Annotated in this window: 24 protein-coding genes; 14 read left to right on the forward strand and 10 right to left on the reverse strand. The window is 37.0% G+C overall.

All coding sequences use genetic code 11. The annotated features are described in order from the left end of the window. Entirely contained in the window at window positions 1–3,153 is a 3,153-nt protein-coding gene (locus J4051_RS01460; RefSeq protein ID WP_208231850.1) for a UvrD-helicase domain-containing protein, read from the reverse strand. 211 nt (window positions 3,154–3,364) lie between these two features. Between J4051_RS01460 and J4051_RS01465 the strand changes: the two genes are divergently transcribed. Continuing rightward, a complete protein-coding gene (locus J4051_RS01465) occupies window positions 3,365–3,973 on the forward strand; it encodes a superoxide dismutase (protein WP_208231852.1) in 609 nt (202 codons plus the stop codon). Between the two features lie 634 nt (window positions 3,974–4,607). Here J4051_RS01465 and J4051_RS01470 read toward each other — a convergent pair. The 5 genes from J4051_RS01470 to purN form a co-directional block, all read right to left on the reverse strand. Continuing rightward, window positions 4,608–6,506, reverse strand: coding sequence for an amidophosphoribosyltransferase (locus tag J4051_RS01470; RefSeq protein WP_208231854.1), 1,899 nt, complete (start codon window positions 6,504–6,506; stop codon window positions 4,608–4,610). Between the two features lie 220 nt (window positions 6,507–6,726). Next, on the reverse strand, window positions 6,727–7,653 hold the full coding sequence (locus tag J4051_RS01475) for a PfkB family carbohydrate kinase (protein WP_208231856.1): 927 nt from the start codon (window positions 7,651–7,653) through the stop codon (window positions 6,727–6,729). Between the two features lie 80 nt (window positions 7,654–7,733). Next, window positions 7,734–8,531, reverse strand: coding sequence for an AAA family ATPase (locus tag J4051_RS01480; RefSeq protein WP_208231858.1), 798 nt, complete (start codon window positions 8,529–8,531; stop codon window positions 7,734–7,736). Window positions 8,532–9,593: 1,062 nt separating this feature from the next. Continuing rightward, window positions 9,594–10,232 (reverse strand): ribonuclease H1 domain-containing protein, encoded by a 639-nt coding sequence (locus J4051_RS01485; protein WP_208231860.1) that lies wholly within the window; start codon window positions 10,230–10,232, stop codon window positions 9,594–9,596. A 15-nt stretch (window positions 10,233–10,247) separates the two neighbouring features. Then, window positions 10,248–10,841 carry a phosphoribosylglycinamide formyltransferase gene (gene purN, locus J4051_RS01490; protein WP_208231862.1) on the reverse strand — a complete coding sequence of 198 codons (594 nt, stop codon included), beginning with the start codon at window positions 10,839–10,841 and terminating at the stop codon, window positions 10,248–10,250. A gap of 288 nt (window positions 10,842–11,129) precedes the next feature. On the opposite strand from purN, the gene J4051_RS01495 reads away from it, so the two are divergent. From J4051_RS01495 to J4051_RS01520, 6 genes are all read left to right on the forward strand, one after another. Further along, a complete protein-coding gene (locus J4051_RS01495) occupies window positions 11,130–11,363 on the forward strand; it encodes an acyl carrier protein (protein ID WP_007647141.1) in 234 nt (77 codons plus the stop codon). Window positions 11,364–11,376: 13 nt separating this feature from the next. After that, window positions 11,377–12,627 carry a beta-ketoacyl-ACP synthase II gene (fabF, locus tag J4051_RS01500; RefSeq protein WP_208231864.1) on the forward strand — a complete coding sequence of 417 codons (1,251 nt, stop codon included), beginning with the start codon at window positions 11,377–11,379 and terminating at the stop codon, window positions 12,625–12,627. A gap of 7 nt (window positions 12,628–12,634) precedes the next feature. Continuing rightward, window positions 12,635–13,381 (forward strand): ribonuclease III, encoded by a 747-nt coding sequence (rnc, locus tag J4051_RS01505; RefSeq protein ID WP_208231866.1) that lies wholly within the window; start codon window positions 12,635–12,637, stop codon window positions 13,379–13,381. A 125-nt stretch (window positions 13,382–13,506) separates the two neighbouring features. Next, window positions 13,507–13,986, forward strand: a complete 480-nt coding sequence (locus tag J4051_RS01510; RefSeq protein WP_208231868.1) for an IPExxxVDY family protein — start codon at window positions 13,507–13,509, stop codon at window positions 13,984–13,986. Between the two features lie 3 nt (window positions 13,987–13,989). Continuing rightward, window positions 13,990–15,432, forward strand: a complete 1,443-nt coding sequence (pyk, locus tag J4051_RS01515) for a pyruvate kinase (RefSeq protein ID WP_208231870.1) — start codon at window positions 13,990–13,992, stop codon at window positions 15,430–15,432. A gap of 265 nt (window positions 15,433–15,697) precedes the next feature. Then, entirely contained in the window at window positions 15,698–16,090 is a 393-nt protein-coding gene (locus J4051_RS01520; RefSeq protein WP_208231873.1) for a hypothetical protein, read from the forward strand. A gap of 18 nt (window positions 16,091–16,108) precedes the next feature. On the opposite strand, the gene dinB is transcribed toward J4051_RS01520, so the two are convergent. Then, the gene (dinB, locus tag J4051_RS01525; protein ID WP_208231875.1) at window positions 16,109–17,218 is read right to left on the reverse strand and encodes a DNA polymerase IV; all 1,110 of its coding nucleotides are present in this window, start codon (window positions 17,216–17,218) and stop codon (window positions 16,109–16,111) included. Window positions 17,219–17,261: 43 nt separating this feature from the next. Here dinB and J4051_RS01530 point away from each other — a divergent pair, with 43 nt between their 5' ends. The 3 genes from J4051_RS01530 to J4051_RS01540 are packed head-to-tail and all read left to right on the forward strand — an operon-like array spanning window position 17,262 to window position 18,937. Continuing rightward, window positions 17,262–17,921, forward strand: a complete 660-nt coding sequence (locus J4051_RS01530; protein WP_208231877.1) for an NAD(P)H-binding protein — start codon at window positions 17,262–17,264, stop codon at window positions 17,919–17,921. Beyond that, complete coding sequence (locus tag J4051_RS01535) at window positions 17,914–18,393, forward strand: CYTH domain-containing protein (protein ID WP_208231879.1); 480 nt, start codon at window positions 17,914–17,916, stop codon at window positions 18,391–18,393. Before J4051_RS01530 ends, J4051_RS01535 begins: the two co-directional genes overlap by 8 nt. A gap of 25 nt (window positions 18,394–18,418) precedes the next feature. Further along, window positions 18,419–18,937, forward strand: a complete 519-nt coding sequence (locus tag J4051_RS01540; RefSeq protein ID WP_208231969.1) for a YciI family protein — start codon at window positions 18,419–18,421, stop codon at window positions 18,935–18,937. Window positions 18,938–18,997: 60 nt separating this feature from the next. Here the strand turns inward: J4051_RS01540 and J4051_RS01545 are convergent, their stop codons facing one another. From J4051_RS01545 to J4051_RS01555, 3 genes are all read right to left on the reverse strand, one after another. After that, window positions 18,998–19,522 (reverse strand): heavy-metal-associated domain-containing protein, encoded by a 525-nt coding sequence (locus J4051_RS01545; RefSeq protein WP_208231881.1) that lies wholly within the window; start codon window positions 19,520–19,522, stop codon window positions 18,998–19,000. A gap of 264 nt (window positions 19,523–19,786) precedes the next feature. After that, window positions 19,787–21,862: a M16 family metallopeptidase gene (locus J4051_RS01550; RefSeq protein WP_208231883.1), complete on the reverse strand. Its 2,076-nt coding sequence runs from the start codon at window positions 21,860–21,862 to the stop codon at window positions 19,787–19,789. Window positions 21,863–21,890: 28 nt separating this feature from the next. Then, entirely contained in the window at window positions 21,891–23,210 is a 1,320-nt protein-coding gene (locus tag J4051_RS01555; protein WP_208231885.1) for a M16 family metallopeptidase, read from the reverse strand. Window positions 23,211–23,398: 188 nt separating this feature from the next. Here J4051_RS01555 and J4051_RS01560 point away from each other — a divergent pair, with 188 nt between their 5' ends. The 4 genes from J4051_RS01560 to rpmA all read left to right on the forward strand — a co-directional run bounded on the left by J4051_RS01560 (window position 23,399) and on the right by rpmA (window position 26,456). Then, a complete protein-coding gene (locus J4051_RS01560) occupies window positions 23,399–23,887 on the forward strand; it encodes a DUF4199 domain-containing protein (protein WP_208231887.1) in 489 nt (162 codons plus the stop codon). 39 nt (window positions 23,888–23,926) lie between these two features. Then, window positions 23,927–25,171, forward strand: a complete 1,245-nt coding sequence (locus J4051_RS01565; RefSeq protein WP_208231889.1) for an ATP-binding cassette domain-containing protein — start codon at window positions 23,927–23,929, stop codon at window positions 25,169–25,171. Window positions 25,172–25,364: 193 nt separating this feature from the next. Continuing rightward, window positions 25,365–26,147: a 50S ribosomal protein L21 gene (gene rplU, locus J4051_RS01570; RefSeq protein WP_208231892.1), complete on the forward strand. Its 783-nt coding sequence runs from the start codon at window positions 25,365–25,367 to the stop codon at window positions 26,145–26,147. Between the two features lie 48 nt (window positions 26,148–26,195). After that, window positions 26,196–26,456: a 50S ribosomal protein L27 gene (gene rpmA / locus J4051_RS01575; RefSeq protein WP_208231894.1), complete on the forward strand. Its 261-nt coding sequence runs from the start codon at window positions 26,196–26,198 to the stop codon at window positions 26,454–26,456. Window positions 26,457–26,487: the final 31 nt, after the last annotated feature.

The following is a 26,487-nucleotide window of genomic DNA, read 5'->3' on the forward strand; positions in this document are numbered from 1 at the left end:
TTAAAATTCTTTTACTTGAATGTCCTCATTTATGTATACAAGTATTTTTTTCAGGACCTTAAAACCCATTTGTTCGAGAATAACTTGGTACTCCATAATTTGATTTTGATGTGTTGGACGTTCAGCACCAGTCTTATAATCAATAATAACGGCTTCACTTTTAGTATTGACCACAATACGGTCAGGTCTGGAAATGAATCCTCCGGATGTAAGAATGTCTCTTTCGTTATAAACGGTAAGGTCAGGCAAGAAATAAGCTTTCAATTGGTCATGATGGACGATGTGATTTATAATTGGTTTTAGTTCAGAGCTTTGTTGAGCATTGAGATCGCCTTTACTTTCAAATTCCTCAAAAACAAAATTGATATCGTTTTCCGTTTCAATCTTGGACATGATCAAATGCACTAAATTCCCTTTTTCAATGGCGGCTTCTTGTTCAGTATTCCATAAATAACCGGCATTGGTGACAATGCGCAGATCATGATTTTCTTTGGCTACAGAAATAAAGCGTTCTTGGATAGTTGATTGTTCAACTTTTTTTGCCGGAAGGATCCGATTCGAACTCCCAAAAGTGTAGGTCTTTTCAGAGTCATTCCATACTCCAGCGGATTTAAGATAGCTGATGAATAATTCTGAATACAGTGTTGGCTTGTCCTTATTTCCTTTATTGACAACGTATTCTGATACAATATAGAGCTGTTCAACTGCTCGCGTGAGGACAACGTACAAGAGATTCATACTATCCAATTCTAATTGTGCCTTATAATCGGCATACATAGTTTGTCCTAGTTCTCCAAGATCCTCCAAATCTTTGTTGACATTGATGAATACATTTGAAAAACCATTGAATGCCTCCGGATTGACTGGGAACCACATTTTAGGTGACATATCGAAATATATATCCTGATTGGCATAAGGGAAAATTACGATAGGAAACTCCAAGCCTTTAGATTTGTGAATGGTCATAATCTGAACGGCGTTGTTGCCTTGTGGCGAGGTGATGGAGAGTTTTTCCTTTTTGATTTCCCAATGAGAGGTGAAATTAGAAAATCCGGCATTGTGTTTCTGCGAATAATCCAATACTTCATCCAAAAAAAACTGAATATAGGCGTTGGAGGTTTTGTTTAAATTGAATTGCCTGACCACGCTTTCTACAGCTTCATAAAAAGGTAGTTGTAAAAATTGATTAAAATCGAAAAACAGGTCGAATTGGTTCAGTGCTTTGAACATTTCAAAAGCATCTAAATGAACAAGGCCTTGAAAAAACCGGTGCTTATCTTCCAATTGAATGTGATGTTCAGCCAAATAACTCAAGGTCTCAATTTTCAACATGTCGTTATAAGGTTGAGAAGCCAATGCAATGATGCTGGTCAGAAATTGTACCTCAGGCGAATTTTTAAGCAGTAATGATTCTGAGGAAATAATAGGAACACCTTTAACGCTCAGATACTCCGCAAGTGCGATCCCTTCTTTTGATTTTCGTGCAATAATGCAAATATCCCGCAATTCAAAGTTGTTCTCCTGCGCCTTTTGGATGGCTTCCAATACTTTTCGGCCGTAAGTTTCATCTTTATCCTCAGATTCAAATTCCAGAAACGAAAGCTCAATAAAACCTTCACCTTTCAAGTGACGATGTTGGCGACTGGCTTCATAAATTTCACGATGTGATGGGTCAGAAAATGCAAAAGTGGAGATGTGTTTAAAAAAATTGTTGTTGAAATCTACAATGGTCTCTAAACTTCGATAGTTCGTAGGTAAATTTTTAATATGCTGTTCGATTTGAAAAGGTTGCTCTCGTTTCGTATATAAATCTATAAACTGCTCGGCTTTGCCGCCCCGCCATCTATAAATAGCCTGTTTGGCATCGCCCACCAACATAGCAGAGCCTGTTTCACCTTTTAAGTTTTGACTTGAGATGGCATTATCAATTAACGGGATTAGGTTTTCCCATTGTTTCTCGGAAGTATCTTGAAATTCATCAATAAAATAATGTCTGTATTTTTCACCTATACGCTCATAGATAAATGGCGTAGGCTGCGATTTTATTTCAGTGCTGATGAGGGAATTGAATTCTGAAATAAGTACTAGATCTTCGTCGGTCTTTATCTCTTGAAGACTTTTATAAATTGCATTTAACACAGATAAGGGCGTAATATTTTTAAGAATATTCCTTAGAAACTTAAATTGAATGATGCTTTCTTTAGTCTGTTCAAAAAACTTGACGATTGTTGGTTGAATCGTGTCTATAGTTGCCATTTTATGGGCATCAACACGTTTTGGGTAAAGTGGATTTCCGTCTAATAAATCAATTTGCCATTTTAACTGATTGAGATTGACATCGAAGTTGCTCTCAGCTAATTTTAAAAAATGTTTAGGCAGATAACTGCTTGAAAAATCGTTAAACAGCAAACCATTATGCTCAATGAGATCTAATGTCTTTTGTGCGTTTTGAATAATGTCAGTTTCTAATAAGACAATTTGACTTAGAAGCTGTGTTTTTAGTGCTTTAAAATCATCAATTGATTTGTCCTTTAAAGATTCAAAATACGGAATGTCATTTTCATTGATGAGCAATTGGGCAATTTGATTAAAATCGAAGGCCACATCCCAACTTTTGTCGTCATCGGCCTTTTCGATGGCAAAATCTACAAGTATTTTAGTGAGTTTCTTTTCAGTTCCAGCTTTATCGATCAGTTGATCTACTGCTTTTGACAGAATCGTTTTGGTGTCCAATTCCACCTCAAAATTGAGAGGCAGTTTCAAATCATGAGCGAATGTTCTTATGAGACGATGATTGAACTTATCAATTGTAGAAATGTCAAACGCTGCATAATTGTGGGCAATGGTATTTAGGATTACTTTTGATTTGTCATGAAGTGTTTTAGGGTCTATATTAAGTTCGTTGGATAACATCTCGAACATTGGTGTCGGATTTTCTAATATGTTAGGATCTGAAAATACGATAAGCATTTCTACGACACGCTCTTTCATTTCAGCAACGGCTTTATTTGTAAACGTTAAAGCCAATATGTTTTTAAATGCATTTTGCTGATGGGAAGTAAAAAGTATCTTTAAATATACTTTTACCAATGTAAATGTTTTTCCACTACCTGCCGAAGCATTATAGATCAGGAAAGGATGTTTGACTTCCATTATTTAGATTTTTTATACAAGATAAAAACTATACCTGATTTATGTGATGAAATTTGAAATTTTCCACAGCCCAGCCCATTTCATACTGACTTATGTGCCAACGTTAAACTTTTCTTAACACTTAAACACGAAGCGTTTAATATTTTTTAATGCACGCTTTTATACGTAAATTTGGGTTGAATAAATATTAACACTTAAAAATTAAAACACTATGGCTTTCGAATTACCGAAATTAGAATATGCATATGATGCTTTAGAGCCTCATATCGATGCAAAAACAATGGAAATACATCATTCAAAACATCACCAGGGATATACCAATAACTTAAATGCTGCTATTGAAGGCACTGATTTGGCAGGAAAAACTATTGAAAATATCTTGATCAACTTAGATATGGACAAAAAAGCTGTTAGAAATAATGGTGGCGGTTTTTACAACCATTCCCTGTTTTGGGAAATAATGAACCCAGAAGGTAAAGGTCGTTTGTCTGGAGAACTAAAAGATGCTATTGAAGCAGCCTATGATTCAGTTGATGCTTTTAAAGATGAGTTCAGTAAAGCTGCCGCAACTCAGTTTGGCTCTGGATGGGCTTGGTTATGTGTGCACAAAGGCGGTAAAGTAGAAGTTTGCTCAACACCAAACCAAGATAATCCATTGATGCCAGGAGTTGGTTGCGGTGGAACACCAATTTTAGGATTGGATGTTTGGGAGCATGCATACTATTTGAAATATCAAAATAGAAGACCTGATTATATCAACGCATTTTTTAATGTGATCAATTGGAATGAGGTTGAAAGACGTTACGCAGAAGCGAAATAAACTTTAAAACTACCCCTGAAAAGGTTAAATCAACCTGCAAGGTTTCTAAAACCTTGTAGGTTTTTTAATACTTTATAGCAATCTAAGCGAATCTGAAAAGGTTCGCTTTTTTTATGTGGAATTGTAGATTTTTGAAAAAGACCATGCTGGGATTTGAATTTTGAGATACCCGTATTCGCGGGTATTCATGAAAAAAGGTGGACGAGTGTCCACCTTTTTTGCCCCAAATCTACCATAAACTTAACCTACTTATGTTATGGTGGAACAAATATAAGAGGACTAAAATGTAATAGTTCAATTTATTAGATAAACTACGAATAAATTAGGCTGAATGATAGGTTTCGACAAAAAAAGCCTAAATGAGCGTGTAACAATTAAAGTGATTGTTGGATTGAGCGTTACTATAAAGTTAACAATCAACTTTATATCCTACAAAAAAAGGGGCATAAAAAAAGGTAAACAGAAGTTTACCTTTTTTTGCCCCAAATCTACCATGAACTTAACCTACTTATGTTATGGTGATACTAAAGTATATTGAATTTCAACAACTTGATATAAAATTTAGATGAATTACCAAATTATCCGATTAACAGGCATTTTGTTAGGCAAAGTGGGTAAATGTCATCTTTTAAATTTAATAAGCGCGCTTGTTATTTCCTTCATAAAAATTAATAAAGGCTCTATTGACAACACGATTTCCTCCAGCTGTAGGGTAGTTTCCCGTAAAATACCAATCTCCCAGATTTTTAGGACACGCTATATGTAGGTTTTCAATGGTTTGAAAGATTGCTTTTACTTCTGTTTTGACGCTATCATCACAAATAAGCTCTCCAATCTTATCTGAAATTTGCTCTGCGCTAAATTGGTTGTAGAGTTCTTTTACAAAATTTCTAACCTCTTTGTCCTCCAAATGTACTTGTTCTATACACTTTTTATAGACTTCTTCTATAAGATGGTATTTGTCATTTTCTTTCAGCAGCTCAAGCATGGCTCTAAAAGCAATTAAGTCTTCCAATTTTGCCATGTCAATGCCATAACAATCAGGATAACGAATTTGAGGAGCGGAGGATACCACTACTATCTTCTTTGGATGGAGTCTATCCATCATTTTAATAATACTCTTCTTTAAAGTAGTACCACGCACAATACTATCATCAATGATAACCAGATTGTCCGTAGGTTTTATGACACCATAGGTGACATCATAAACGTGGGCCACTAAATCATCTCTACTGCTATCCTCAGTGATAAACGTCCTGAGTTTGACGTCTTTAATAGCAATCTTCTCTATTCGAGGGCGTTCTGATAATATTTGGGTAACCTTTTCTGCAGAAAGCTCACCGTTACCATTAAGAATGGCTTCAGTCTTCTTTTTGTTGAGATGGTCTTCTACGGTTTCAATCATACCAAAAAAGGAGGTTTCAGCCGTATTTGGAATATATGAAAACACCGTGTTTTTTGTGTCGAAATCAATAGCTTCCAAAACCTTTGGCATGAGCAGTTTGCCTAGTTTTTTTCGTTCTTGATAAATTTCGGCATCACTACCTCGTGAAAAATAAATACGTTCAAAGGAGCAAGCCTTGCGCTCAGTTGGCTCAAGAATTTTCTTAATTGCCGTTTCTCCTGATTTTTTTGTGATAATTGCATGGCCAGGCGTTAATTCTTTGACATCCTCAAAATTGACGTCGAATACGGTTTGTATGACCGGACGTTCAGAAGCGACCACCACAATTTCATCATCCTGATAATAGTATGCCGGTCTGATTCCAGCAGGATCACGAAGTACAAAAGAGTCTCCATGTCCTAAAAGTCCTGCTATTGCATACCCCCCATCCCAGTCCTTGGCAGAACGTTTCAGGATTTTACCGACGTTGAGTCGATCAGCAATCAATGGTGAACATTCGTTTTTATTATAACCCTCACGTTTCAATTGCTTGTATTTTTTGGCAACCGCATCATCCAAGAAATGACCAATTTTCTCCATTATAGTAACAGTGTCCGCCTTTTCTTTTGGATGTTGCCCTATTTTAACCAAGCCTTCAAATAGTTCATTAACATTGGTCATGTTGAAATTCCCTGCTACAATCAGGTTTCTGTGCATCCAATTATTTTGTCTTAGGAAAGGATGGACATTCTCTACACTGTTTTTTCCAAAAGTTCCATATCGTACGTGTCCCAAGAGTACTTCCCCTATATAAGGAATGTTCTTTTTTTGTAAGGCCACATCGTCTGCATATTCTGGATGCTCAGTAAGTTCTTTATTGATGCGCTCGTTGATTTGGGCAAAAATATCCTGAATTGGTTGTTGGGCGATCGAGCGTACTCGACTGATATAGCGTTCCCCTGGTGCGGTATCGAGTTTAATGCTTGCAAAGCCAGCCCCATCTTGTCCCCGATTGTGCTGTTTTTCCATCATCAAATACATTTTATTGACACCATAAAATGCACTGCCGTATTTTTCTTTATAAAATTCTAAAGGTTTTAAAAGTCTGATGAGTGCAATTCCGCACTCATGTTTTATCGCATCACTCATTGGGTTTTTACAATTTTAGATTCGCTATTAATTACTGAGGTTTAGTCTTAATAAGTTGAGGATTATTACAAACTAAGGTTATTAAAAAACGCGCTCCATTTAGAGCGCGTTAGTTTATGTCAATTCAATTTATAGGTTTCCAATAGATGTTGATTAAAATCCATATTAAATTGTTTTATTTTTTTAGTTCTGATGATATGTTTTTTTGTAATCTTATTGGTTACTCTAAAATGATTTCAAATTTGGTCAATTGTTTAAACTGATTCAATCGTTGATAGACTTCTCTATCTTGGAGTTGTTCCATGCGTTCGGTTCCAAATTTCTCAACACAGAATGATGCTAATGTCGAGCCGTAAATAACAGCAGTTTTCATATTCTCAAACGAATAGTCTTCTGTTTTCGCCAGATATCCGGCAAATCCACCAGCAAAGGTATCGCCAGCACCAGTTGGATCAAATACCTCTTTCAAAGGCAAGGCCGGTGCAAAAAAGACATTTTCGTTATGGAACAATAAAGCGCCATGTTCTCCTTTTTTAATGACCACATATTTTGGACCCATCTTATGGATTTTCTGAGCGGCCACGACAAGCGAATATTCTCCGGTCAACTGACGTGCTTCTTCATCGTTGATAGTGATCACGTCCACTTTATTGATGACTGCTTTTAATTCGTCCAAAGCACAATCCATCCAAAAATTCATAGTGTCTAGAATCACCATTTTTGGTTTTTTGTTCATTTGTTCCAAAACACTCATTTGGACCAAAGGATGCAAATTGCCTAACATCACTACGTCTGCCTTTTTGTAATCTTCTGGAACTATCGGATTGAAATCGGCAAGGACGTTAAGCTCTGTTGCCAGAGTATCACGTGTATTCATATCATTATGATATTTGCCACTCCAAAAGAAGGTTTTGCCCTCTTTTACAATTTCAACACCAGAGATATCAAGGTTTTTATTAGCTAATAAATCTAAATATTCTTTAGGAAAATCACCCCCAACAACCGAAACAATGGCGGCATCTACATTAAATTGGGATGCAGCCAAGCCTATAAAGGTTGCAGCACCACCCAAGATTTTATCAGTTTTTCCAAAAGGGGTTTCGATAGCGTCAAAGGCAACGGTACCTACAATTACTAATTTGCTCATATTGCGGTTTCAAAATTTGGTGCAAAGATAATGCTTTTTAGCTACGAATTCAGCACTATTTTTGAGGAATTTATGTGTGTTTATTCGGAATTGAAATGTCGCAAAAAGGCATTGGGGTCATTTAAAAACGATTTTGTAACCGAATAATGATCCGTGTTTTCGAGTGGGGTTGCCTGCATTGCTTCATTGGTAATCTCATAAATGGTTGCTCCAGGATAAGCCATCAACATGGGGGAATGTGTGGCAATAATGAATTGGGATAAGTGATTTTGCAAGTGGTTATGGAGAAAATAAATAAAAGACAGTTGTTTTGATGGAGAAAGTGCCGCTTCGGGCTCATCCAATAAGTAAATACCTGGCGACTTTATCATTTGCTCCATGATATGAAGATAGGCTTCCCCATGGGAAAACGCATTTAATTCCTGACCATAGTTTTTCCGCATATAGCGCAGTTGGTAATTGGCGTTTTCTTTCATTTGACTGATGATGTGATCCGGAACATAACCTTCTAAGTCAGAAAATTTATTTTGAATTTGGGCATCTGTTCTATTCACACTGTTCAGATAATCGCCAAAATCTTCAGCCCTAAAGAAAAATCCTGTAGGACGTTCTATGGTCCAAGTGAGCTCCAAATAGGGCAGTAGTCGTTTTGCCGCATCAAAACTAGGTTTGTTGTAATCGGCACCGTCCATGTGTGGCAGCTGTAATCTACATGCCAATGTTTCCAGCAAGGTCGATTTTCCTGAGCCGTTTTCTCCAATCAAAAACGTGATTGGGTTGGATACATCAATGTTTTTCGCATATTTGATTGCAGGAATATCATACGGAAAAGGGTGGGTTCTGTTGGTTTCGATATGTAGGGAAGAAAGGTAGGACATTGTTTTTATAAAAGGAATAAGATGTTTCTATAATATCAAGATACATATTTTAATTCTTCCAATTTGGAGAATGAGAAGATAATAAAAAACATCACTTCGGCATAAAAATATTTGACATGAATGATGCGTATTCTCACAAATATGATTAGAACAAAAACCTTAGATATTCCTTTCCGTATAAATTACAAGATATGGATTTGCAAAAAAAACGCAAAGAAATTGTTTTAGATGAAGGAACGCTATCCATTCTTGAAGAAAAGGCAAAAACCCAAGGTTGAGATTTAAAGAATTATATAGGATTTGTGTTACGATAAAAAAACAAATTACACGTCGTGGGAGGAGGTTAAAAAAGAACTGTTTTAATGTCTTTTTTGATAAAATTTAGTAACGAATCGAAATTGGATTTGACGTAAGCCAACGCCTATTATTTGGCAGTCCCTAAGGAGTTATTCGCCAAATTCAAACTCGAAATGAGCGAAACCATTGATAGAATCGTTAAGAACCCCGAGTATTTTTAAAAACGCTATCGCAGTATCAAAATTGTTTTTACCAAGGTGTTTCCTTTTGGTGTTCATTATTTGGTTGAAGGCAATACAGTTTTTATTCAGAGGATCATGTGCCAAAAGCGGCTTTATCAGTAAGCTATTTTCGTCAAGAAACCTTTAGAAACATATTTCTAAACCTTTGCTTCCGACAGATTTTTATAAGATGTGATCTTTAGTTTTGCAAAATCGAAAAAGCTAATTTAGAGTAAAAGAAGCGTTGGTAAAGATTTAACTAAAATTAATAAATTGAGTATCTTTATTTAAATTTTAAGGCCAGTTATGACAACAACAGCGAAAAAGAAAGAATTGATTGATTGGATCTCTTCTATGGAAGATAAAGATACTTTGTAGCAAATTTTTCAGTTCAGAAAATTGAAAAACCAGAATTTCGATAAACATTTTGAGCGGGCTATTACCGTTGATGAGTTAAGAGAAGAGACCGATGTTTACATAAAATATTTATTTAGTGACGTTTATATCAAATAATCACCAACCTATTTCCAATCATTTTTGATGGTCATTTCCTCCCAAAATCCGCAGGGATTTCCCCCCAAGCTTTCGTTTCCCACTTAACTATAGTCGTCGAATAAGTATTCGTTTTAAGCCAATTTACGGCCCTATCCACCAACTCAAACAATGCTTTGTTTTTGGCATTGCGAGGTAATTTTGTATTACACGTTTTCTTCTTGACCCAACTCATCGCAATTTTTGAATCTGTGTAAAGAATACGCTGGCTATTGTTGTTTTTAAGGAAGGCCAATCCGTGAACAAGCGCCAAAAATTCTCCAATATTATTCGTGCCCTCAGGAAATGGGCCTTGGATGAACAATTGTTTTTTAGTTTTGGTGTCCACACCTCTATATTCCATAATGCCCGGGTTGCCACTTGATGCGGCATCCACCGAAATGGAATTGTAGTTGGGCTGTCCTATTTTTTTGAGTTGCGCCTCGGACAAATCACTTTTAAAGCTTTTGGATTTGCCAATATAGTCCTTGTAGTTGCCATTTAATGCTTTTTTGGCAGCATCGAAGGTTTCAAAAGACTTGTATATTGCACCTTGGTAATCTTTGATTTGGGCTTTGCAGTCATTCCATTTTTCAAAAACACCGGTGTTGTGGCCTTTCCAGACGACGTAATATTTCTTTTTTTTAGACACAGATTACACAGGTTTTTACGGATTGCTTTTTGAATTTGATCTTTGGGAAATTAATAATTCCTCCACCACCTTCGGAAAATGTTCCATCTCCAACTCATGTATTTTTGCCGCAACCGTTTCTGCAGTATCTGATGGATTTACTTCGCATTTCGCCTGAAAAACAATCGCACCTTCATCATAATGTTCATTGACATAATGGATGGTAATGCCTGTTTCAGTTTCCTTATTGGAGACGACTGCCTCATGAACATAACTGCCGTACATCCCTTTTCCACCGTATTTGGGAAGCAACGCAGGATGGATATTGATGACTATATCTGGGAATTCATGAAGTATGAAATCCGGGAACTTCCATAAAAAGCCGGCCAGAACAATCAGATCGGGTTGGGATGCCTTTAAAATATTAAGGACATCATTGCTTTGGGAAAAGGCCGTTCTGTTAAAAGACAGCGCGCTCACTTTTAGGCTTTTACACCGATCTAAAACTTTGGCATGAGGATTGTTAGTCAACACCTGAATGACAGAACCTATATCTCTGTTGTTGAAATACTTGATTAAATTTTCAGCATTAGTACCACTTCCGGACGCAAAAACAACGATACGTTTCATCTGCTACTTTCTATTTTTAAATTATTGTCAGACCTGTCTGTCAAAATGCAGGTGCAATTCACTATCAAATTAAAAAATGTTCAGCAAAATTCCATAATCTCATTTCATTTACAGATATTAGCTTCGAAATCAAAAACAAAAAAAAGAATAAATATTAACAATTAGGAGGTAAAATAGAAATACTTAGATGTATTTTTGCTAAATTACAAACACATTGTAGAAATAAAAATGGGTTTTAAACTAAAGTTTTTTATTTTTGCCAATTAATAAAACTTAAAATTAAAGATTATGTCAGACATTGCATCAAGAGTAAAAGCGATTATAGTAGACAAATTAGGTGTAGACGAGAACGAAGTTGTCACTGAAGCAAGCTTCACAAACGATTTAGGAGCAGATTCTTTGGATACTGTGGAATTGATCATGGAATTCGAAAAAGAATTTGATATCCAAATTCCGGATGACCAAGCAGAAAACATCGCTACAGTTGGTCAAGCTATCTCTTATATAGAAGCAGCAAAATAAGTAACAGACTTTTATGGAATTAAGGCGAGTTGTAGTTACAGGGTTAGGTGCTCTTACACCAATCGGGAATACCAAAGATGAATATTGGAATGCCCTGGTTAGTGGTAAAAGTGGTGCTGCGCCAATAACATATTTTGATACTGAAAAGTTCAAAACTAAATTCGCGTGCGAATTAAAAAACTTTGTGCCCACCGATTTCATTGAGCGCAAGCTGGTCAACAGAATGGACAAATTTACGCAGTATGCCATGGTGGCTTCAGATGAAGCTATTGCTGATGCTAAATTGGATCTAAGTGTGGTTGACAAGCTTCGTGTTGGTGTGATTTGGGGAGCAGGAATTGGAGGGTTGGAAACTTTTCAAGAAGAAGTACTTAATTTTGCCGCAGGAGATGGAACCCCGCGTTTCAATCCTTTCTTTATTCCGAAAATGATTGCAGATATAGCTCCAGGAAACATTTCCATTAAACATGGGTTTATGGGTCCTAACTATACCACGGTTTCGGCCTGTGCATCTGCTGCCAATGCAATGATTGACGCCCTAAACTATATACGTTTGGGCTATTGTGATGTTATTGTTACTGGCGGTAGCGAAGCAGCCGTCACCATTGCAGGAATGGGTGGCTTTAACGCTATGCATGCTTTATCAACAAGGAATGAGAGTCCAGAAACGGCTTCACGACCATTTGACGCTACCAGAGATGGTTTTGTCTTGGGTGAAGGTGCTGGTGCCATTATTTTGGAGGATTACGAGCACGCAAAAGCAAGAGGAGCTAAAATATATGCTGAGGTATTAGGTGGCGGTTTGTCATCCGATGCCTATCATATGACTGCCCCACATCCTGAAGGGATAGGAGTTATTGCCGTAATGAGAAATTGTTTGGAAAATGCTGGATTGAAACCGGAAGATGTTGATCATATCAACACACACGGTACCTCCACACCTTTAGGTGATGTTGCCGAACTAAAAGCTATTACGGAAGTTTTCGGTGAACACGCCAAGAACATCAATATCAATTCAACAAAATCAATGACAGGTCATTTGTTGGGTGCTGCCGGTGCCATTGAGGCTATTGCCTCTATTATGGCAATGGAGCATGGCATTGTGCCTCCAACGATCAACCATTCGGTTGTTGATGAAAATATTGATCCGCAATTAAACTTAACACTTAACAAAGCTCAAAAGAGAGAGGTTAAAGTGGCCATGAGTAATACTTTTGGATTTGGCGGTCATAACGCTTGTGTATTATTCAAGAAATTAGATTAAATCCCGAATGAATTACATTCGTAACATATTAAATTCCCGTTCTAAAAATGACGGGAATTTTTTTTTAGAACTTCAAAAAATATTAGGTTATAAACCTAAAAACAAGAGTCTTTATATCAAAGCGTTTACGCATCGCTCCATGAACGTCAAGGACAAAAATGGAGTAGCGCTTAACTACGAACGGCTTGAGTTTGTTGGAGATGCCATGCTTGGCCTTGTCATTGCCGCTTATCTTTATGGTGAAGTACCAGAAGGAGATGAAGGTTATTTAACCAAAATGCGTTCTAAAGTGGTCAGCAGGGAACATCTTAATGAGCTGGGCAAGGAACTTAAGCTTATTGACTTTGTCGAATCAAAAATCCCTAAAAATAATTTTGGCAGCAACATCCACGGTAATTTGTTTGAAGCCCTTGTTGGCGCCGTGTTTTTGGACAAAGGCTATAAGCAATGCGAGAAATTCATCAATAAAAAAGTCATCAATAAACATATTGATATTGAGACGCTTGAAGGCAAAGTTATCAGCTATAAAAGTTTGTTGATCGAGTGGTGCCAGAAGGAAAAGAAAACTTTTGATTATAATGTTTATGAAGATTCAGGTAATGATAATCTCAAACATTTTTCGGTTAAACTCTCCATTGACGGTAAAGTAGTTTCAAAAGCAAGGGCAACCTCCAAAAAGAAGGCCGAAGAAAAGGCTTCCAAACGTGCTTTTTTTGCTTTTCAAAACAAGATCAATCGCTCTTTTAAAGAATAGATGTAGGCATTCAATAAAAGTTACTAACTATATCGATTTCGCTTGCTGAGCCTGTTAAGAATATTCCAAACTTGATATTACAGTGGAGATAAAGTACTATCTTTACCATTCATGTTATTATCACTATGGCGTTACACAAACTACTTGTAGATGATTTTTATGACGCATCCTACTCACTTTTAGCCGTACACTGTAGATTGGAAGATTACAGATTAGCGTATCTTCTCAATAAATATTTGAACCTGAACCTGAAACGTCAACCTCAAGATTTAGACTACAAGTATTTTGCTGCCTCCTATCCTATTTATGAATGGTTTGATGAAGAGCTTTTTACGACTTGGAACATGGTGTCAAATGTCTGTAAAAGAGAGGAGGACAGTCTGCAAAGTTCTGGTTCATTGTTTTCAACGAACGAAAAAGTATTGAAAACATATCATTTATTGCCAGAACTTAAGAATGTGGATTTCTTGATTAAGATCACCAATGATGATCGGTATTTGGACGAAAAACTGATGTTAGATAAAATCCAAGCCATACCTCGAGTAATAACAACCTACACTATAGATGTAGACCAACTAAGGTCTAGAGATAACTTAATTTTTTGATTAATGCAAAAACGAAAAAAAACAAAAATAGTAGCGACATTAGGACCAGCTACAAGTACTAAGGCCATATTGAAAGGAATGCTTGAAGAAGGTGTGGATGTCTTTAGAATCAACTTTTCGCATGCCGATTACGCAGATGTTGAAGAACGTATCAAAATGATTCGTGAACTCAATGAAGAATTTGGATATAATGCCGCCATCTTAGGTGATTTGCAAGGACCTAAATTACGCGTTGGTGTAATGAAAGGCGAAGTGGTGGTTAATGCAGGCGATGAGATTATTTTTGCTACTGGCAAAAAGTTTATTGGCACGAAAGAGCGGGTCTATATGACTTACGATAAATTTCCACAAGATGCAAAACCAGGCGAGCGCATATTGCTAGATGATGGCAAATTGATTTTTGAAGTGGTTTCTACAGATAAGAAATCTGAAGTCAAAGCTCGTGTCATTCAAGGTGGACCGCTAAAGTCGAAGAAAGGCGTTAACCTTCCAAATACCAATATTTCACAACCAGCGCTGACCGAAAAGGATATTGAAGATGCCATTTTTGCCATCAAGATGAAAGTGGACTGGATGGCCTTATCTTTTGTGCGCCATGCGGAAGACTTAATGGAACTTGAAGAATTGATCAAGAAACATAGTGATCATAAAATTCCGATCATTGCTAAAATTGAGAAACCGGAAGCGGTAGAAAATATTGATAAAATTGTTGCCTATTGTGACGGATTGATGGTAGCACGTGGTGATTTGGGTGTGGAAATTCCGGCAGAGGAAGTTCCTTTAATTCAAAAACAACTGGTTTTAAGAGCAAAACGTGCTCGTATTCCTGTGATTATTGCCACGCAAATGATGGAGACTATGATTTCCAGTTTGACTCCAACGCGAGCAGAAGTTAATGACGTTGCCAACTCCGTGATGGATGGCGCTGACGCTGTGATGCTTTCTGGGGAAACTTCTGTGGGACAATATCCTGTGCAAGTGATCAGACAAATGAGTAATATTATTAAAAGTGTGGAGGACTCACCTTTGATTAAAGTACCACAATCGCCACCACACATTCGCACCAAGCGTTATATTACAAAATCTATATGTTTTCACGCCGCAAACATGGCCAACGAAATCAATGCGAGAGCTATTTCTACGCTGACGAATAGTGGCTATACGGCCTTCCAGATTTCAGCATGGCGACCAAGCTCGCATATTTTAGTATTTACATCTAATAGACGTATTTTGACTCAACTTAGTATGTTATGGGGTGTTAAAGCTTTTTTCTATGACAAGTTTGTAAGCACCGATGAAACTATTGAAGATGTCAACGCTATAGCGTGTAAGCAAGGCTATCTTGAAACAGGAGACATGTTGGTGAGTTTAGCCGCAATGCCTATACAGGAAAAAGGCATGGTGAATACCTTAAGAGTTACTGAAATCACCAATTGTAATTTTTAGATATCAGAGACCCTTTACAATTAGCTGATAAGCATAAAAACCTCAAAAGACTTTCAAAGTCTTTTGAGGTTTTTTTATTCTCCCTAATAGGCTTTATTCTCCTGATGTTCTTGATTGGGATACATGAGCTGATTAAAAAAGATTAAATTTGTAGTAATTTAATTTTTCTTATTCATAAACGCAACCAATTGATTGAAAATGCATCTATTATTAAAGTATCACTAAATAGGCTTTGCTGCAAATCAAATCAAACTCTGATGAAAAGATGAAAAAAGCTGTTCTTCTCTTACTCGTACTTATTGGCTTTAGCTGCGCCAATAACGATGATAGCAGTCAAGGCGCCATTAATTTAAAAGTAGATGGGTGCTTTGACAAGTTTGAAAGTGGTGCCAAAATATGCTTAGACTCCATTTTCAATGATTCAAGATGCCCAACAGGACTTGATTGCGTTTGGGAAGGTGATGCCGTGGCCGCTTTCACATTGACTAAAAATAACAAGGTCAATAGCTTTAATTTGCACGCTAATAAGAAATTTCAAAATGACACGATCATTGAAGGAATTGCCATCAAGCTACTTCGAATAACACCTTACCCTGTGGCAAATCAACCAATTGATCCCTATGCTTATAGATCTGAAATAAGTGTAGATGAAAATTAAACTGAGGATAAACCCAATCTAAAATCCAAACTTTAACTGTACGTTCACGGTTTGTTTTATGTTTTTGACAGCTGTAGCCTTGTTGTCTTCAGTATTTAGGTTGGACATTGATATGCCAAGTAATCTTACCGAGTTGCTCATTTTTTCTTGATATAATAAATCTTTGGCAGTCTCAAGAATGATCTCTTTGTTGCTCACAAAATATGGTAAGGTTTTACTTCTGGTCTGTAGTGTGAAATCGCTGTACTTAATTTTTAAAGTGACCGTTTTTCCTGCAACCTTACTATGATCCAAGCGCTTGGCCACTTCTTTGGCAATTTTCTCCAACTTTTCAAGCATAAAAATTTCACTCGATAAGTTTTCATTGAAGGTTCGTTCGGCAGCTAAGGATTTTCGGATGCGGTTTGGCTTTACAGAGCTATTGTGAATCCCTCTAACCAAATAGTAATAGTAACTTCCTGATTTACCAAAATGCTGTTCAAGATATTCTAAGCTTTTTGTTTTTAAATCTTCACCCGTAAAAATACCAAGTTGGTACATTTTATCGGCAGTTACCTTTCCTACCCCATGAAATTTTTTGATATCCAAAACTTTTATGAAGTCTAAGACATCTTCCGGATTGACCGTTTTTTGACCGTTGGGCTTGTTGTAATCGCTGGCAATCTTAGCTACAAATTTATTAATGGATATTCCTGCGGAAGCCGTTAGCCCAACTTCCTTAAATATACGTTCCCTGATTTCTTGGGCAATCAACGAGGCACTTGGATTTCCTTTTTTGTTCTCGGTCACATCCAGGTAAGCTTCGTCCAATGAAAGTGGCTCCACCAAATCGGTATAATCATAAAATATGGCTCTTACCTGGTTTGAAATTTCCTTATAGCGATCAAAACGCGGACTTACAAAAATCAATTCCGGACAATTGCGTTTGGCCTGCATCCCGCTCATGGCGCTTCGAACCCCAAATTTTCGCGCTTCATAACTTGCGGCTGCAACCACCCCTCGTTTCTCACTGCCACCTACGGCCAATGGTTTACCTTTTAATTCAGGATGGTCCATTTGTTCAACAGAAGCGTAAAAGGCGTCCATATCTACATGAATGATCTTTCTTATTGGTAAATCGTTTGGCATGGCGTAAATTTATGACATCTAAACGGAACAGAAATTATAAAAGATGGCAAAAACCGCTATTGTTTTGGGTGCGACTGGATTGACAGGAAACATTTTGTTGAACATGCTATTGGAAGATGAGCGCTATGGTCACGTGACTGTTTTTGGAAGAAATAGCTGTAATATCAAGCATCCAAAATTAGAAGAATATATTATTGATTTATTTGAATTGACGCATTACGGCAATAAGTTTAAGGCGGATGAAGTGTATTGTTGTGTTGGAACTACCAAAGCGAAAACCTCAAATAAGGAGACCTACATTAAAATTGATTTCGGAATTCCTGTGGCAGCGGCAAGACTCTGTAAAGAAAATGGTATTGAAACCTATGTTGTTATTTCAGCGTTGGGAGCCAAAAAGAAGAGCAAGATTTTTTACAACAGGACCAAAGGTAAAATGGAAGCAGTCGTATTGGAGCAACAGATCCCTAATACCTATATTTTACAACCTTCATTGATTAGTGGTAAACGCGAGGAATTTCGATTGGGAGAATCCGTATTCAATGCTATAATGAGTCTATTTAAACCCATGTTTCGTTTTGGTGCGCTAAAACGTTATCAGCCGATTGCACCAGAGACGATTGCTAAATGTATGATTTGGTTGACGAATAATAATTATGTATCAGGACGAATAGAATCAGAAAAAATACAGGAATTAGGTGAGTGAATTAATTGAAATAGAACGAAAGTTTTTGGTGGTTTCCGACGCTTTCAAATCGGAAGCATTTAGACGAACACGGATAGTTCAAGCCTTTTTAAATTCTGATAAAAGTCGGATTGTCCGGGTGAGAATAAGTGGGGAGGAAGGTTTTTTGACCATCAAAGGTGAGCCGTCGGAAGATGGCGTATCACGTTTTGAATGGGAAAGACAAATTTCCAAATCAGATGCTGAGGCATTGTTGAAGTTATGTGAAGAAGGCTTTATCGATAAGATCAGATATGAGGTCAAATCTGGAGACCATATCTATGAGGTAGATGAGTTTTTTGGCTCAAATGTGGGGCTGATAGTTGCTGAAATTGAACTCAGTCATGTTTCTGAGAGTTTTTTAAAGCCCAAGTGGTTAGGAAAAGAAGTTACCGGCCAGCCAAAGTACTTTAACTCCCAATTGCTAAAGAACCCCTATAAAAACTGGTCTTAGTAATAATTTTATAAAACTGAGAATGATGAAAAATATAGTTTGGATGATAGGAGCAATGCTCTTTTTGACGTCCTGCAATGAGAAATACAGAAAAATAGACAAAGATGATGTGACGGTCAGTTCAGAACGTTTAGATACGATTATCCCTGAACCCAAGACCCAAACGGAAATTAGGGAGGACTTACTCACCAAGGGCTATCAAATCTTTGATGTTATTGATGAGAAAACGAATGATACCATTATCATGCAACAATATTTTGTGGCATTCTTAAAAAGCGGCGGCAATAAAATTCAAAACGAAGAAGAATCCAAACGTTTATTAAAGGAACATTTAGCGCATTTAAAGAAGATGTACGATTTGGGTTATGCTGATATTTCTGGACCTTTTGGGGATATTGATGAGATCACTGGCATTACCATTTATAACGTGCCGACTTTAAAAATGGCGGATAGCCTGGCAAATGCTGACCCTATGGTAAAAGCGGGCAGTTTAGAAATTGAAATGCATCCATGGTGGGCACCTAAAGGTTATTCTTTGAGATAGGATCAAAAAAACCACTATCGTAAAAACAGTGGTTCTTTTAATCTTAAAATTTCAGAAGTCCTATGCTTTTTCTTTTTTAGCACAGCATGCCATTTTACAGTCGTCTTTACATGCTTTTTTGTTCGCGGAAGCTTGCTCCTCTCCCATGTTTTTATCAGCACAACAGGCCATTTTACAATCAGCTCCACAGTTATGATCTGTAGAAAATGCATCCACATTTTTCATCTCCTTAACGCTGTAGGTATCTGAAACCGATACAACAGCTTCTTCAAGAGAAGTAGCGGTTACTTTGGCGTTGTCGTACTCAACCATGGCCAAACGCGTGTCAAAATCGACGGTAGCTGATTTGACACCTTCCATATTTGCGATTTTCTTTTCAATCATTTTAGCACAACCCATGGCGCAGGTCATTCCTTCAATACCAAATTCTGCTTTTGCGTAGGTGGCATTAGGATCCAATTGTTTTTCAGAGACTATTTCTGGTTGCTCCATATCAATCGTTTTTACTTCTGGCTGAGCTTCTTTGCAACTTGCTGAGAAGATTGCCAAGACAGTAAGCAATACTAGTGTTTTGAATGTTTTCATAGTGTATAATAATTAGAACTCCATTTGAGTTAAGGATTTAGATGCTGATAAAAATCAAAATTAAGAAAAGTTCAGGTTTATTTCATGAAAATAAACAATTAACTCCTCAGATAGTTAGAAGAGGAAAGATAAACATATTATATGGTATTACTTCAGCCACTGGGTTTTAATGTCCCGAGCTTCTTGATTGCCTTGAGCATGGAGCATAAAAAAAGTCTGAAGTTCAAAACTTCAGACTTTTATATTTATTCTAAAAATGAAATGTTAATTGAAATCAGCTTCAGTAACACCTTCATTAACTCTGTGGTTGGTCACGTTCATTTTGATGACCTGTGGGCCTGTCGTAACAGACATGCTGTAAGGGTACATCATTCCTTTAACTGGCGAGTAATTACCAAAATCCTCAACCGTAGTAAAGGTCTGTCCTTGTGCTTCTGTTGTTTTTTCAACTCTTACCAAATAACCTGACTCTACTTCGTAATAACGGAACGAATCTTTGCCATTTAAAGTAACTTTTACTTTATAAGCATCCTTTCCATCAATACCGATCACACTTTCTAAAGATAATGCACTTGGCTCAAAATACAATTCAGGGTAAATCGAATTCTCAGCTTTTTGGTCTGCAATCTGATCTTCTGTTAGTTCTAACTTGGCACCTTGTTGTTCAATATAACCGGTGGTGCCATTGAATTTTTGCTTCATGATAACACCCATTCCTTCAATGGACATTTCCAAAGAGGTTTTGTTTGGTGTCATTGCTTTCATTTCACCCACTGGAGAAAAGGGCATACCTTCAATGGTGACATTGGCATCAGTCCAAACTGTTTTTACATCTTTTGCCTTGTCCTTGCCTCCAACAGCTTCAAAATAAGAGTCCATCACGGTTTGTGCAGTGACTCCAGCAGGAATCGGTTTTGAGAACTTAGGCTTATCAATAGGATTCGCAAAGGCGTCAAAATATAAAATCGGGATGCCCGTTTTTTCTAAGTTTTCTAACACATCGGCACCTTTACCAACAATAATAATACGTGAATTTTCTGGTTTGAAATACTTGTTGGCTACACGATTGACATCATCTGCAGTAACCGCATTTATTTTCTGCAAGAAAGTCTCGTAAAAATCTTTTGGCAAGTTGTTCAACTTAATGTTTAACGCATAACGGGCAACAGTTTGTGGGTTTTCCAAGGCCAATACAAAATCACCTACATATTTTGCTTTTGCGTTTTTAAGCGCTACAGCATCGACCGGTTCTGTTTTAATACGGTTGATTTCCGCCAATGTTTGAACCACCGCGCTATCCGTTACTGCGTTTCTGACAGCAGTACTAGTTCTAAAACGACCGATATATTTATCAGCATTTACATTAGATCCTGCACCATAGGTATAGGCATGCTTTTCGCGTAAGTTCATATTAAGGTAACTATCAAAACCACCACCCAAAATTTTATTGGCAATCAATACGGCGTGGTAATCTGGATCATTCATTTTCAAATTGATGTTATTGGTCAATACAATGTTTGATTGTACGGCGTTTGGCATATCCACAAAATTGATTTGTGTGTATTGTGCATTTGGCATGGCATCTGGTACAGTAGATTGAATGTCTACAGATTTTGTCCAGTTTCCGAAACGTTTTTCGATTTGAGACTTAATTGTTTTAAAATCTACATCGCCAACAACCACTAAATATGCATGATTGGGGTTGAAACTTCCTTCATAAAAACTCTTTACATCTGCAAAGGTGATATTATTGACCGTTTCAGTAGATACAAATTCTCCATAAGGATGATTTACGCCATAAGATAAAGCTCCTCCGACACGTGAAGCGACAGCATCAACGCTTTTTTCTTGCGTTTTTAAACCTTCAATGAGTCGTTCTTTCTCTTTTAGAAATTCTTCCTCAGTCAACAACGGGTGGATGGTAGCATCTGCCATTAATTCTAAAATTCTATCAGAATATTGAATTAATGCACTCGCAGAAGCACTTGAAGATCCAAAGTTTAAACGCGCACCTAGGAAATCAATTTCTTCATTAAACTCTTCTTTGGAAATAGATGTTGTCCCGTTGCCCATCATGGCGCCAACTATACTGGAAACACCAGCTTTAGCACCTTCTCTTTCTGGCTTGTTGTCAATAGTCAGGTTAAAAGAGACTCTAGGAAGTTTATGGTTTTCAACGACCATCACTTTCATCCCGTTATTAAGCGTGAATTCTTTAGGTGATTTTAAATCGATTTTCGGAGCAGGTCCTGGTTGCGGTTGTTTTGAACGATCAATTTGTGCATGAGCAGAAAAAGCCATAAAAAACACCATTAAGAACCCTGATATATATGTTTTCATATGATACAATGTTTGTTTTAAATTTTAATTATTGGTTATCTTTTTTTGGAAGATAGTCAAGCTCAAGACGATGGTTTGAACTCAAATATTTTTTAGCAACATCTCTAATTTCTTCCCTTGTGACAGAACGATAGATATCAATTTCGCTGTTGATAAGGTTCACATCACCTTTTAAAAGGTAGTTGGTTGCCAAATTCGAAGCAATACCTGCAACGCTTGAGTTTGAGTTGACATATTGGTTCTCAAACTGATTTTTGAGTTTTTGGTAATCTCTTTCAGATATCAATTCATTTTGAAGTTTCACAATCTCTTCATCCATTTCAGATAGTAAGCTGTCCAGCGACACATCCCCTAAAGGCAATGCTAAAATTGCAAATATGCTGTAATCCATTTGGCCTACGTTGATGGCCTGTGCTTGAAGAGCCATTTTCTTCTCATCTACCATTTTTTTGTAAAGGACTGAACTTTTACCTCCACTTAAGTAGCTCGAAATCATATCTAATATATAAGATTCACGTTCTTTAAATCCTGGTGTGCGGTAGGCAGCAATGACTGCTGGAATTTGAATGTTGTTGTCGTAATAATTGGCCTTTATGGTTTCAGTAATTGGTGTTTCTTTTAGGAAATTTCTTACCACGTCAGCACCCCTTGGGATGGGACCAAAATAATCCTTTACCATTTTTTTGGTTTTTGCTACATCAATATCTCCAGCAACTACTAAAACCGCATTGTTCGGTACATAGTATTTTTTGAAATAAACTTCAAACTCTTCTAAAGTAGCAGCATCTAGGTCTTCCATTTCACCAATGAGCTTTTCTTTGTAAGGATGTACTTTGAATAAGTTTTCTCCAATCGCAGCTAAGAATCCACCATAAGGAGCATTATCAAAACGCAATCGTTTTTCTTCCTTTACCACTTCATTTTGAGTATCTACACCAATTTGATTGATGATTGGATGCATTAAACGCTCAGACTCCATCCATAAACCCAGCTCTAAATTATTAGAAGGGAAAACTTCGTAATAATAAGTTCTGTCTTGAGATGTATTGGCATTGTTGGATCCTCCGTTTGAAGAGACTATGGTAAACCATTCGCCACGACCAATATTTTCTGTACCTTCAAACAATAAATGTTCGAAAAAATGGGCAAAACCGGTGCGGCCAGGTTCATAATCTTTCCCTCCAACATCATACATGACTGAGGTAATTACTACAGGAGCTGAATTGTCTTGATGAAGAATGACGTGTAATCCGTTGTCTAAATCAAACTCTTCAAATTCAACCTGCTGTGCGTTGGCAAGAGACCCAAAAAGCAGCAAAGAGGTTAAAGAGAATAAGAATTTTTTCATTGTGTGTTTTTTTAATTAGTTATTGTATACCATAAGTAACCTTAAGTGAACATTTGTTACAAATTCCAACAAAAATAAGAAATGATTACGCCAATTGGGTAGGCACGACAAAAAATAAGCATGAAATATTGTTATAATAAAGATTTTTTCACGAATTTTAAGATTCGAAAGTTTAAAACACGCATTTTATGAATAGATCCTTATCAGTAGCCTTAAAATATGGGGTGCTTGTTGCCGTTAGTCTAATTGCTTATTTCCTGATTTTGAGATTGTTTAATTTGCATGATCAACCATGGTTTCGTTTAGCCAATGGTCTCTTTATGGCTGCAGGGATTTACTTTGCCATCAAGTCTTACAAGTTTAAGTACAATGCTGAATTCACTTATGTAGATGGTTTTAAAACGGGTTTACTTACTGGATTTATTGCCACGGGATGCTTCATTATTTTTATGGCTATCTATATGTTCCATCTCGATACGGGCTTTCCCGAAACCATTTTAAAGAATTGGTTTGACAATACGGAGCGCGGCGGTGGTATTTTAATTATTATTATCTTAATGGAAGGGCTCGCCTCAACTGCCGTATTGACTCTGACTTGGATGCAAATCTTCAAGAAAAGCCAACATGTTGGGCAACAGGAGCGTATTGGTGATAATTCCCAAGAAGATAAAAGCTAAGATTAACTTTATTCTGACGTCGATAAGTCAATCAAACCATTGAATCAAAGCCTCATTCATTACGGAATCGTAATATCCAATTCTGTTGATAAAAAAGCTTTTATACATCATGTATTATCCAAAAAATGTATAGGTGCTTTGGGCATATTTAATGCTTATGATGGCGTGTTGTTTTCTGATTTGGCAATTGCCGAGTTCATAGAAAAGGAGCACAGACACCACACTATTGAAATTACAACATCAGAAAATAGACCGTTGCGCACTTTTTCTTCGGGAGAGCGACGAAAGCTTTTCTTAGAATATTGCTTGGCCCAAAATCCCGACTATATTATTTTTGACAATCCCTTTGACCATCTGGATCAACAATCGAGAATAGAGCTGCACCATCAACTTTTCAAGTTGTCGCATTCCATTTCGATACTTCAGTTGTCCCACCAAAAGGAAAACTTACTATCATTCATAAAACATAGAGGTTCTGTGTCTGAAAGCTCATTTGTGGTGTCTGAGATTAATAAACTAATTGAACCTCAAATAATTAAGTATAAATCAGATTTTCCGAGTTCATTAGTATCTTTCAAAGAGACTTATGAAACCCTCATAAAATTTCACCAAATTTCTGTAAATTATGAGGAGCAGACAATTGTCAAAAATATTTCATGGGAAGTTAATCATGGGGAATTTTGGCAATTAATTGGACCTAATGGCTCAGGCAAGAGCACCCTGTTATCTTTAATTACTGGAGACAATCCGAAAGCCTTTGGACAGGATATCACTATTTTCGACAGAAAGAAAGGAAGTGGTGAAAGTGTATGGGACATCAAAAGGAAAATAGGTTATTTTTCGACTCATCTAACCGAGTTGTTTAAAAGAAACCATACGGTCGAACAGATGGTTCTGTCAGGTTTTTTCGATTCTATTGGTTTATATGTAAAGCCCAGTGGGTTACAACAACAAAAGGCCTTACAATGGCTTGATGTCATTGAAATGAGGCATTTAAAAAGCAACTACTTCAATAGACTAAGCCTAGGACAACAACGTTTGGTATTAATTGTTAGAGCATTAATTAAGCAGCCACCCTTATTGATTTTGGACGAACCTTTTGAAGGTCTTGATATAGAAAACACAGCCCTGGTATCTCAATTGATCAATAGCTTGGTTGAAAATTCCGAGATTACGATCATCTACGTCTCCCATACTGTTGAAAAGACATTGGCACCGTCTCATATTTATGAATTGATTCCTACTCAAGATGGTTCTATTGGGCAATTGAAATTAGAGGGTTAATTTGGTTTTTTAAGGAAATTCAATACTTTCGAAAAATAGGAATTTTAGGTTCCATAATATTAAAAGTCGTCATCTTTCTCCAATTAAGGGCAAATATTCCGTTCTGTCGTTAAAAAACGTTTGTAGATTAATTATTTAGGTGTATATTTGCACCCATTTTATAATAAAAATTAACTAATTTAAACGTTACGCTATGTACGCAATTGTAGAGATAGCAGGGCAACAATTCAAAGTTGAAAAAGACCAGAAAGTGTTTGTTCACCGTTTAGCAACAGAAGAAGGAAAGACAGTGTCTTTCGATAATGTTCTTTTGATTGGTGATGGTGATAAATTTACTTTAGGCGCCCCAGCTATAGACGGAGCTCAAGTAGGAGCAAAAGTCTTAAGTCACCTTAAAGGTGATAAAGTTATCGTTTTCAAGAAGAAAAGACGTAAAGGTTACCGTGTGAAAAACGGACACCGTCAAGCCCTTACTGAAATCGTTATTGAAAGCATTGTTGCTTCGGGAGCTGTTAAGGCAACCAAAGAGACAGCTAAAGCCGACAAAACTGTAAAAGCTAAACCTGCTAAGGCAGAAAAGCCAGCAAAAGCTGAGAAAGCTGCACCAGTTAAAGAGGCAAAAAAAGTAGAACCTAATAAAACTGCTAAAAAAGAAGTTGAAGTCAGTGAGAATTTAGTAACTCGTGCAGAGCACAGAGCGGAAGATGCTAACGTTGAAATCAACATTGACAAAGTACTTCACAGTATTGGAACTGCGTTAAAGGCAGATGCTGATGATCTGAAATTGATCAACGGAATCGGTCCTGTTTACGAAGAAAAGCTCAATGAATTAGGTATTTATACTTTTGAGCAAATCAGCAAATTAAAAGCTGCTGATAGAGAGGAACTTTCAGCAATCGACGGAATCACACGTGAGAAAATCGAATCTGATGAGTGGGTAAAACAAGCAAAAGCTTTGTTGAAAGACAAAAAATAATATAATAACCTGTCTGCCGATACGGCAGATATTTAAAACCTTAAGACAATGGCTCATAAAAAAGGAGTTGGTAGTTCTAAAAACGGTAGAGACTCAGAATCGAAACGCCTTGGTGTGAAGATTTATGGTGGTCAAGCTGCTATTGCTGGAAATATCATCGTAAGACAAAGAGGCTATACACATCACCCAGGTGAAAATGTGTATGGTGGAAAAGATCACACTTTGCATGCACAAGTTGATGGTCTAGTGAAATTCACAAAGAAAAAAGACAATAGGTCTTATGTATCAATTGAACCGTTTGAGGTTTAATTGTTATAGATTCTTTAAATACCTAAAAACC

It is taken from the genome of Gelidibacter pelagius (assembly GCF_017581925.1).
Lineage (GTDB): Bacteria > Bacteroidota > Bacteroidia > Flavobacteriales > Flavobacteriaceae > Gelidibacter > Gelidibacter pelagius.

Bases quoted from the DNA above. Each gene is read 5' to 3' on its own strand.
- J4051_RS01460 (WP_208231850.1), bottom strand. From the start codon at position 3,153: ATGGAAGTCAAACATCCTTTCCTGATCTATAATGCTTCGGCAGGTAGT.
- J4051_RS01465 (WP_208231852.1), top strand. From the start codon at position 3,365: ATGGCTTTCGAATTACCGAAATTAGAATATGCATATGATGCTTTAGAG.
- J4051_RS01470 (WP_208231854.1), bottom strand. From the start codon at position 6,506: ATGAGTGATGCGATAAAACATGAGTGCGGAATTGCACTCATCAGACTT.
- J4051_RS01475 (WP_208231856.1), bottom strand. From the start codon at position 7,653: ATGAGCAAATTAGTAATTGTAGGTACCGTTGCCTTTGACGCTATCGAA.
- J4051_RS01480 (WP_208231858.1), bottom strand. From the start codon at position 8,531: ATGTCCTACCTTTCTTCCCTACATATCGAAACCAACAGAACCCACCCT.
- purN (WP_208231862.1), bottom strand. From the start codon at position 10,841: ATGAAACGTATCGTTGTTTTTGCGTCCGGAAGTGGTACTAATGCTGAA.
- J4051_RS01495 (WP_007647141.1), top strand. From the start codon at position 11,130: ATGTCAGACATTGCATCAAGAGTAAAAGCGATTATAGTAGACAAATTA.
- fabF (WP_208231864.1), top strand. From the start codon at position 11,377: ATGGAATTAAGGCGAGTTGTAGTTACAGGGTTAGGTGCTCTTACACCA.
- rnc (WP_208231866.1), top strand. From the start codon at position 12,635: ATGAATTACATTCGTAACATATTAAATTCCCGTTCTAAAAATGACGGG.
- J4051_RS01510 (WP_208231868.1), top strand. From the start codon at position 13,507: ATGGCGTTACACAAACTACTTGTAGATGATTTTTATGACGCATCCTAC.
- pyk (WP_208231870.1), top strand. From the start codon at position 13,990: ATGCAAAAACGAAAAAAAACAAAAATAGTAGCGACATTAGGACCAGCT.
- J4051_RS01520 (WP_208231873.1), top strand. From the start codon at position 15,698: ATGAAAAAAGCTGTTCTTCTCTTACTCGTACTTATTGGCTTTAGCTGC.
- dinB (WP_208231875.1), bottom strand. From the start codon at position 17,218: ATGCCAAACGATTTACCAATAAGAAAGATCATTCATGTAGATATGGAC.
- J4051_RS01530 (WP_208231877.1), top strand. From the start codon at position 17,262: ATGGCAAAAACCGCTATTGTTTTGGGTGCGACTGGATTGACAGGAAAC.
- J4051_RS01540 (WP_208231969.1), top strand. From the start codon at position 18,419: ATGAAAAATATAGTTTGGATGATAGGAGCAATGCTCTTTTTGACGTCC.
- J4051_RS01545 (WP_208231881.1), bottom strand. From the start codon at position 19,522: ATGAAAACATTCAAAACACTAGTATTGCTTACTGTCTTGGCAATCTTC.
- J4051_RS01550 (WP_208231883.1), bottom strand. From the start codon at position 21,862: ATGAAAACATATATATCAGGGTTCTTAATGGTGTTTTTTATGGCTTTT.
- J4051_RS01555 (WP_208231885.1), bottom strand. From the start codon at position 23,210: ATGAAAAAATTCTTATTCTCTTTAACCTCTTTGCTGCTTTTTGGGTCT.
- J4051_RS01560 (WP_208231887.1), top strand. From the start codon at position 23,399: ATGAATAGATCCTTATCAGTAGCCTTAAAATATGGGGTGCTTGTTGCC.
- rplU (WP_208231892.1), top strand. From the start codon at position 25,365: ATGTACGCAATTGTAGAGATAGCAGGGCAACAATTCAAAGTTGAAAAA.
- rpmA (WP_208231894.1), top strand. From the start codon at position 26,196: ATGGCTCATAAAAAAGGAGTTGGTAGTTCTAAAAACGGTAGAGACTCA.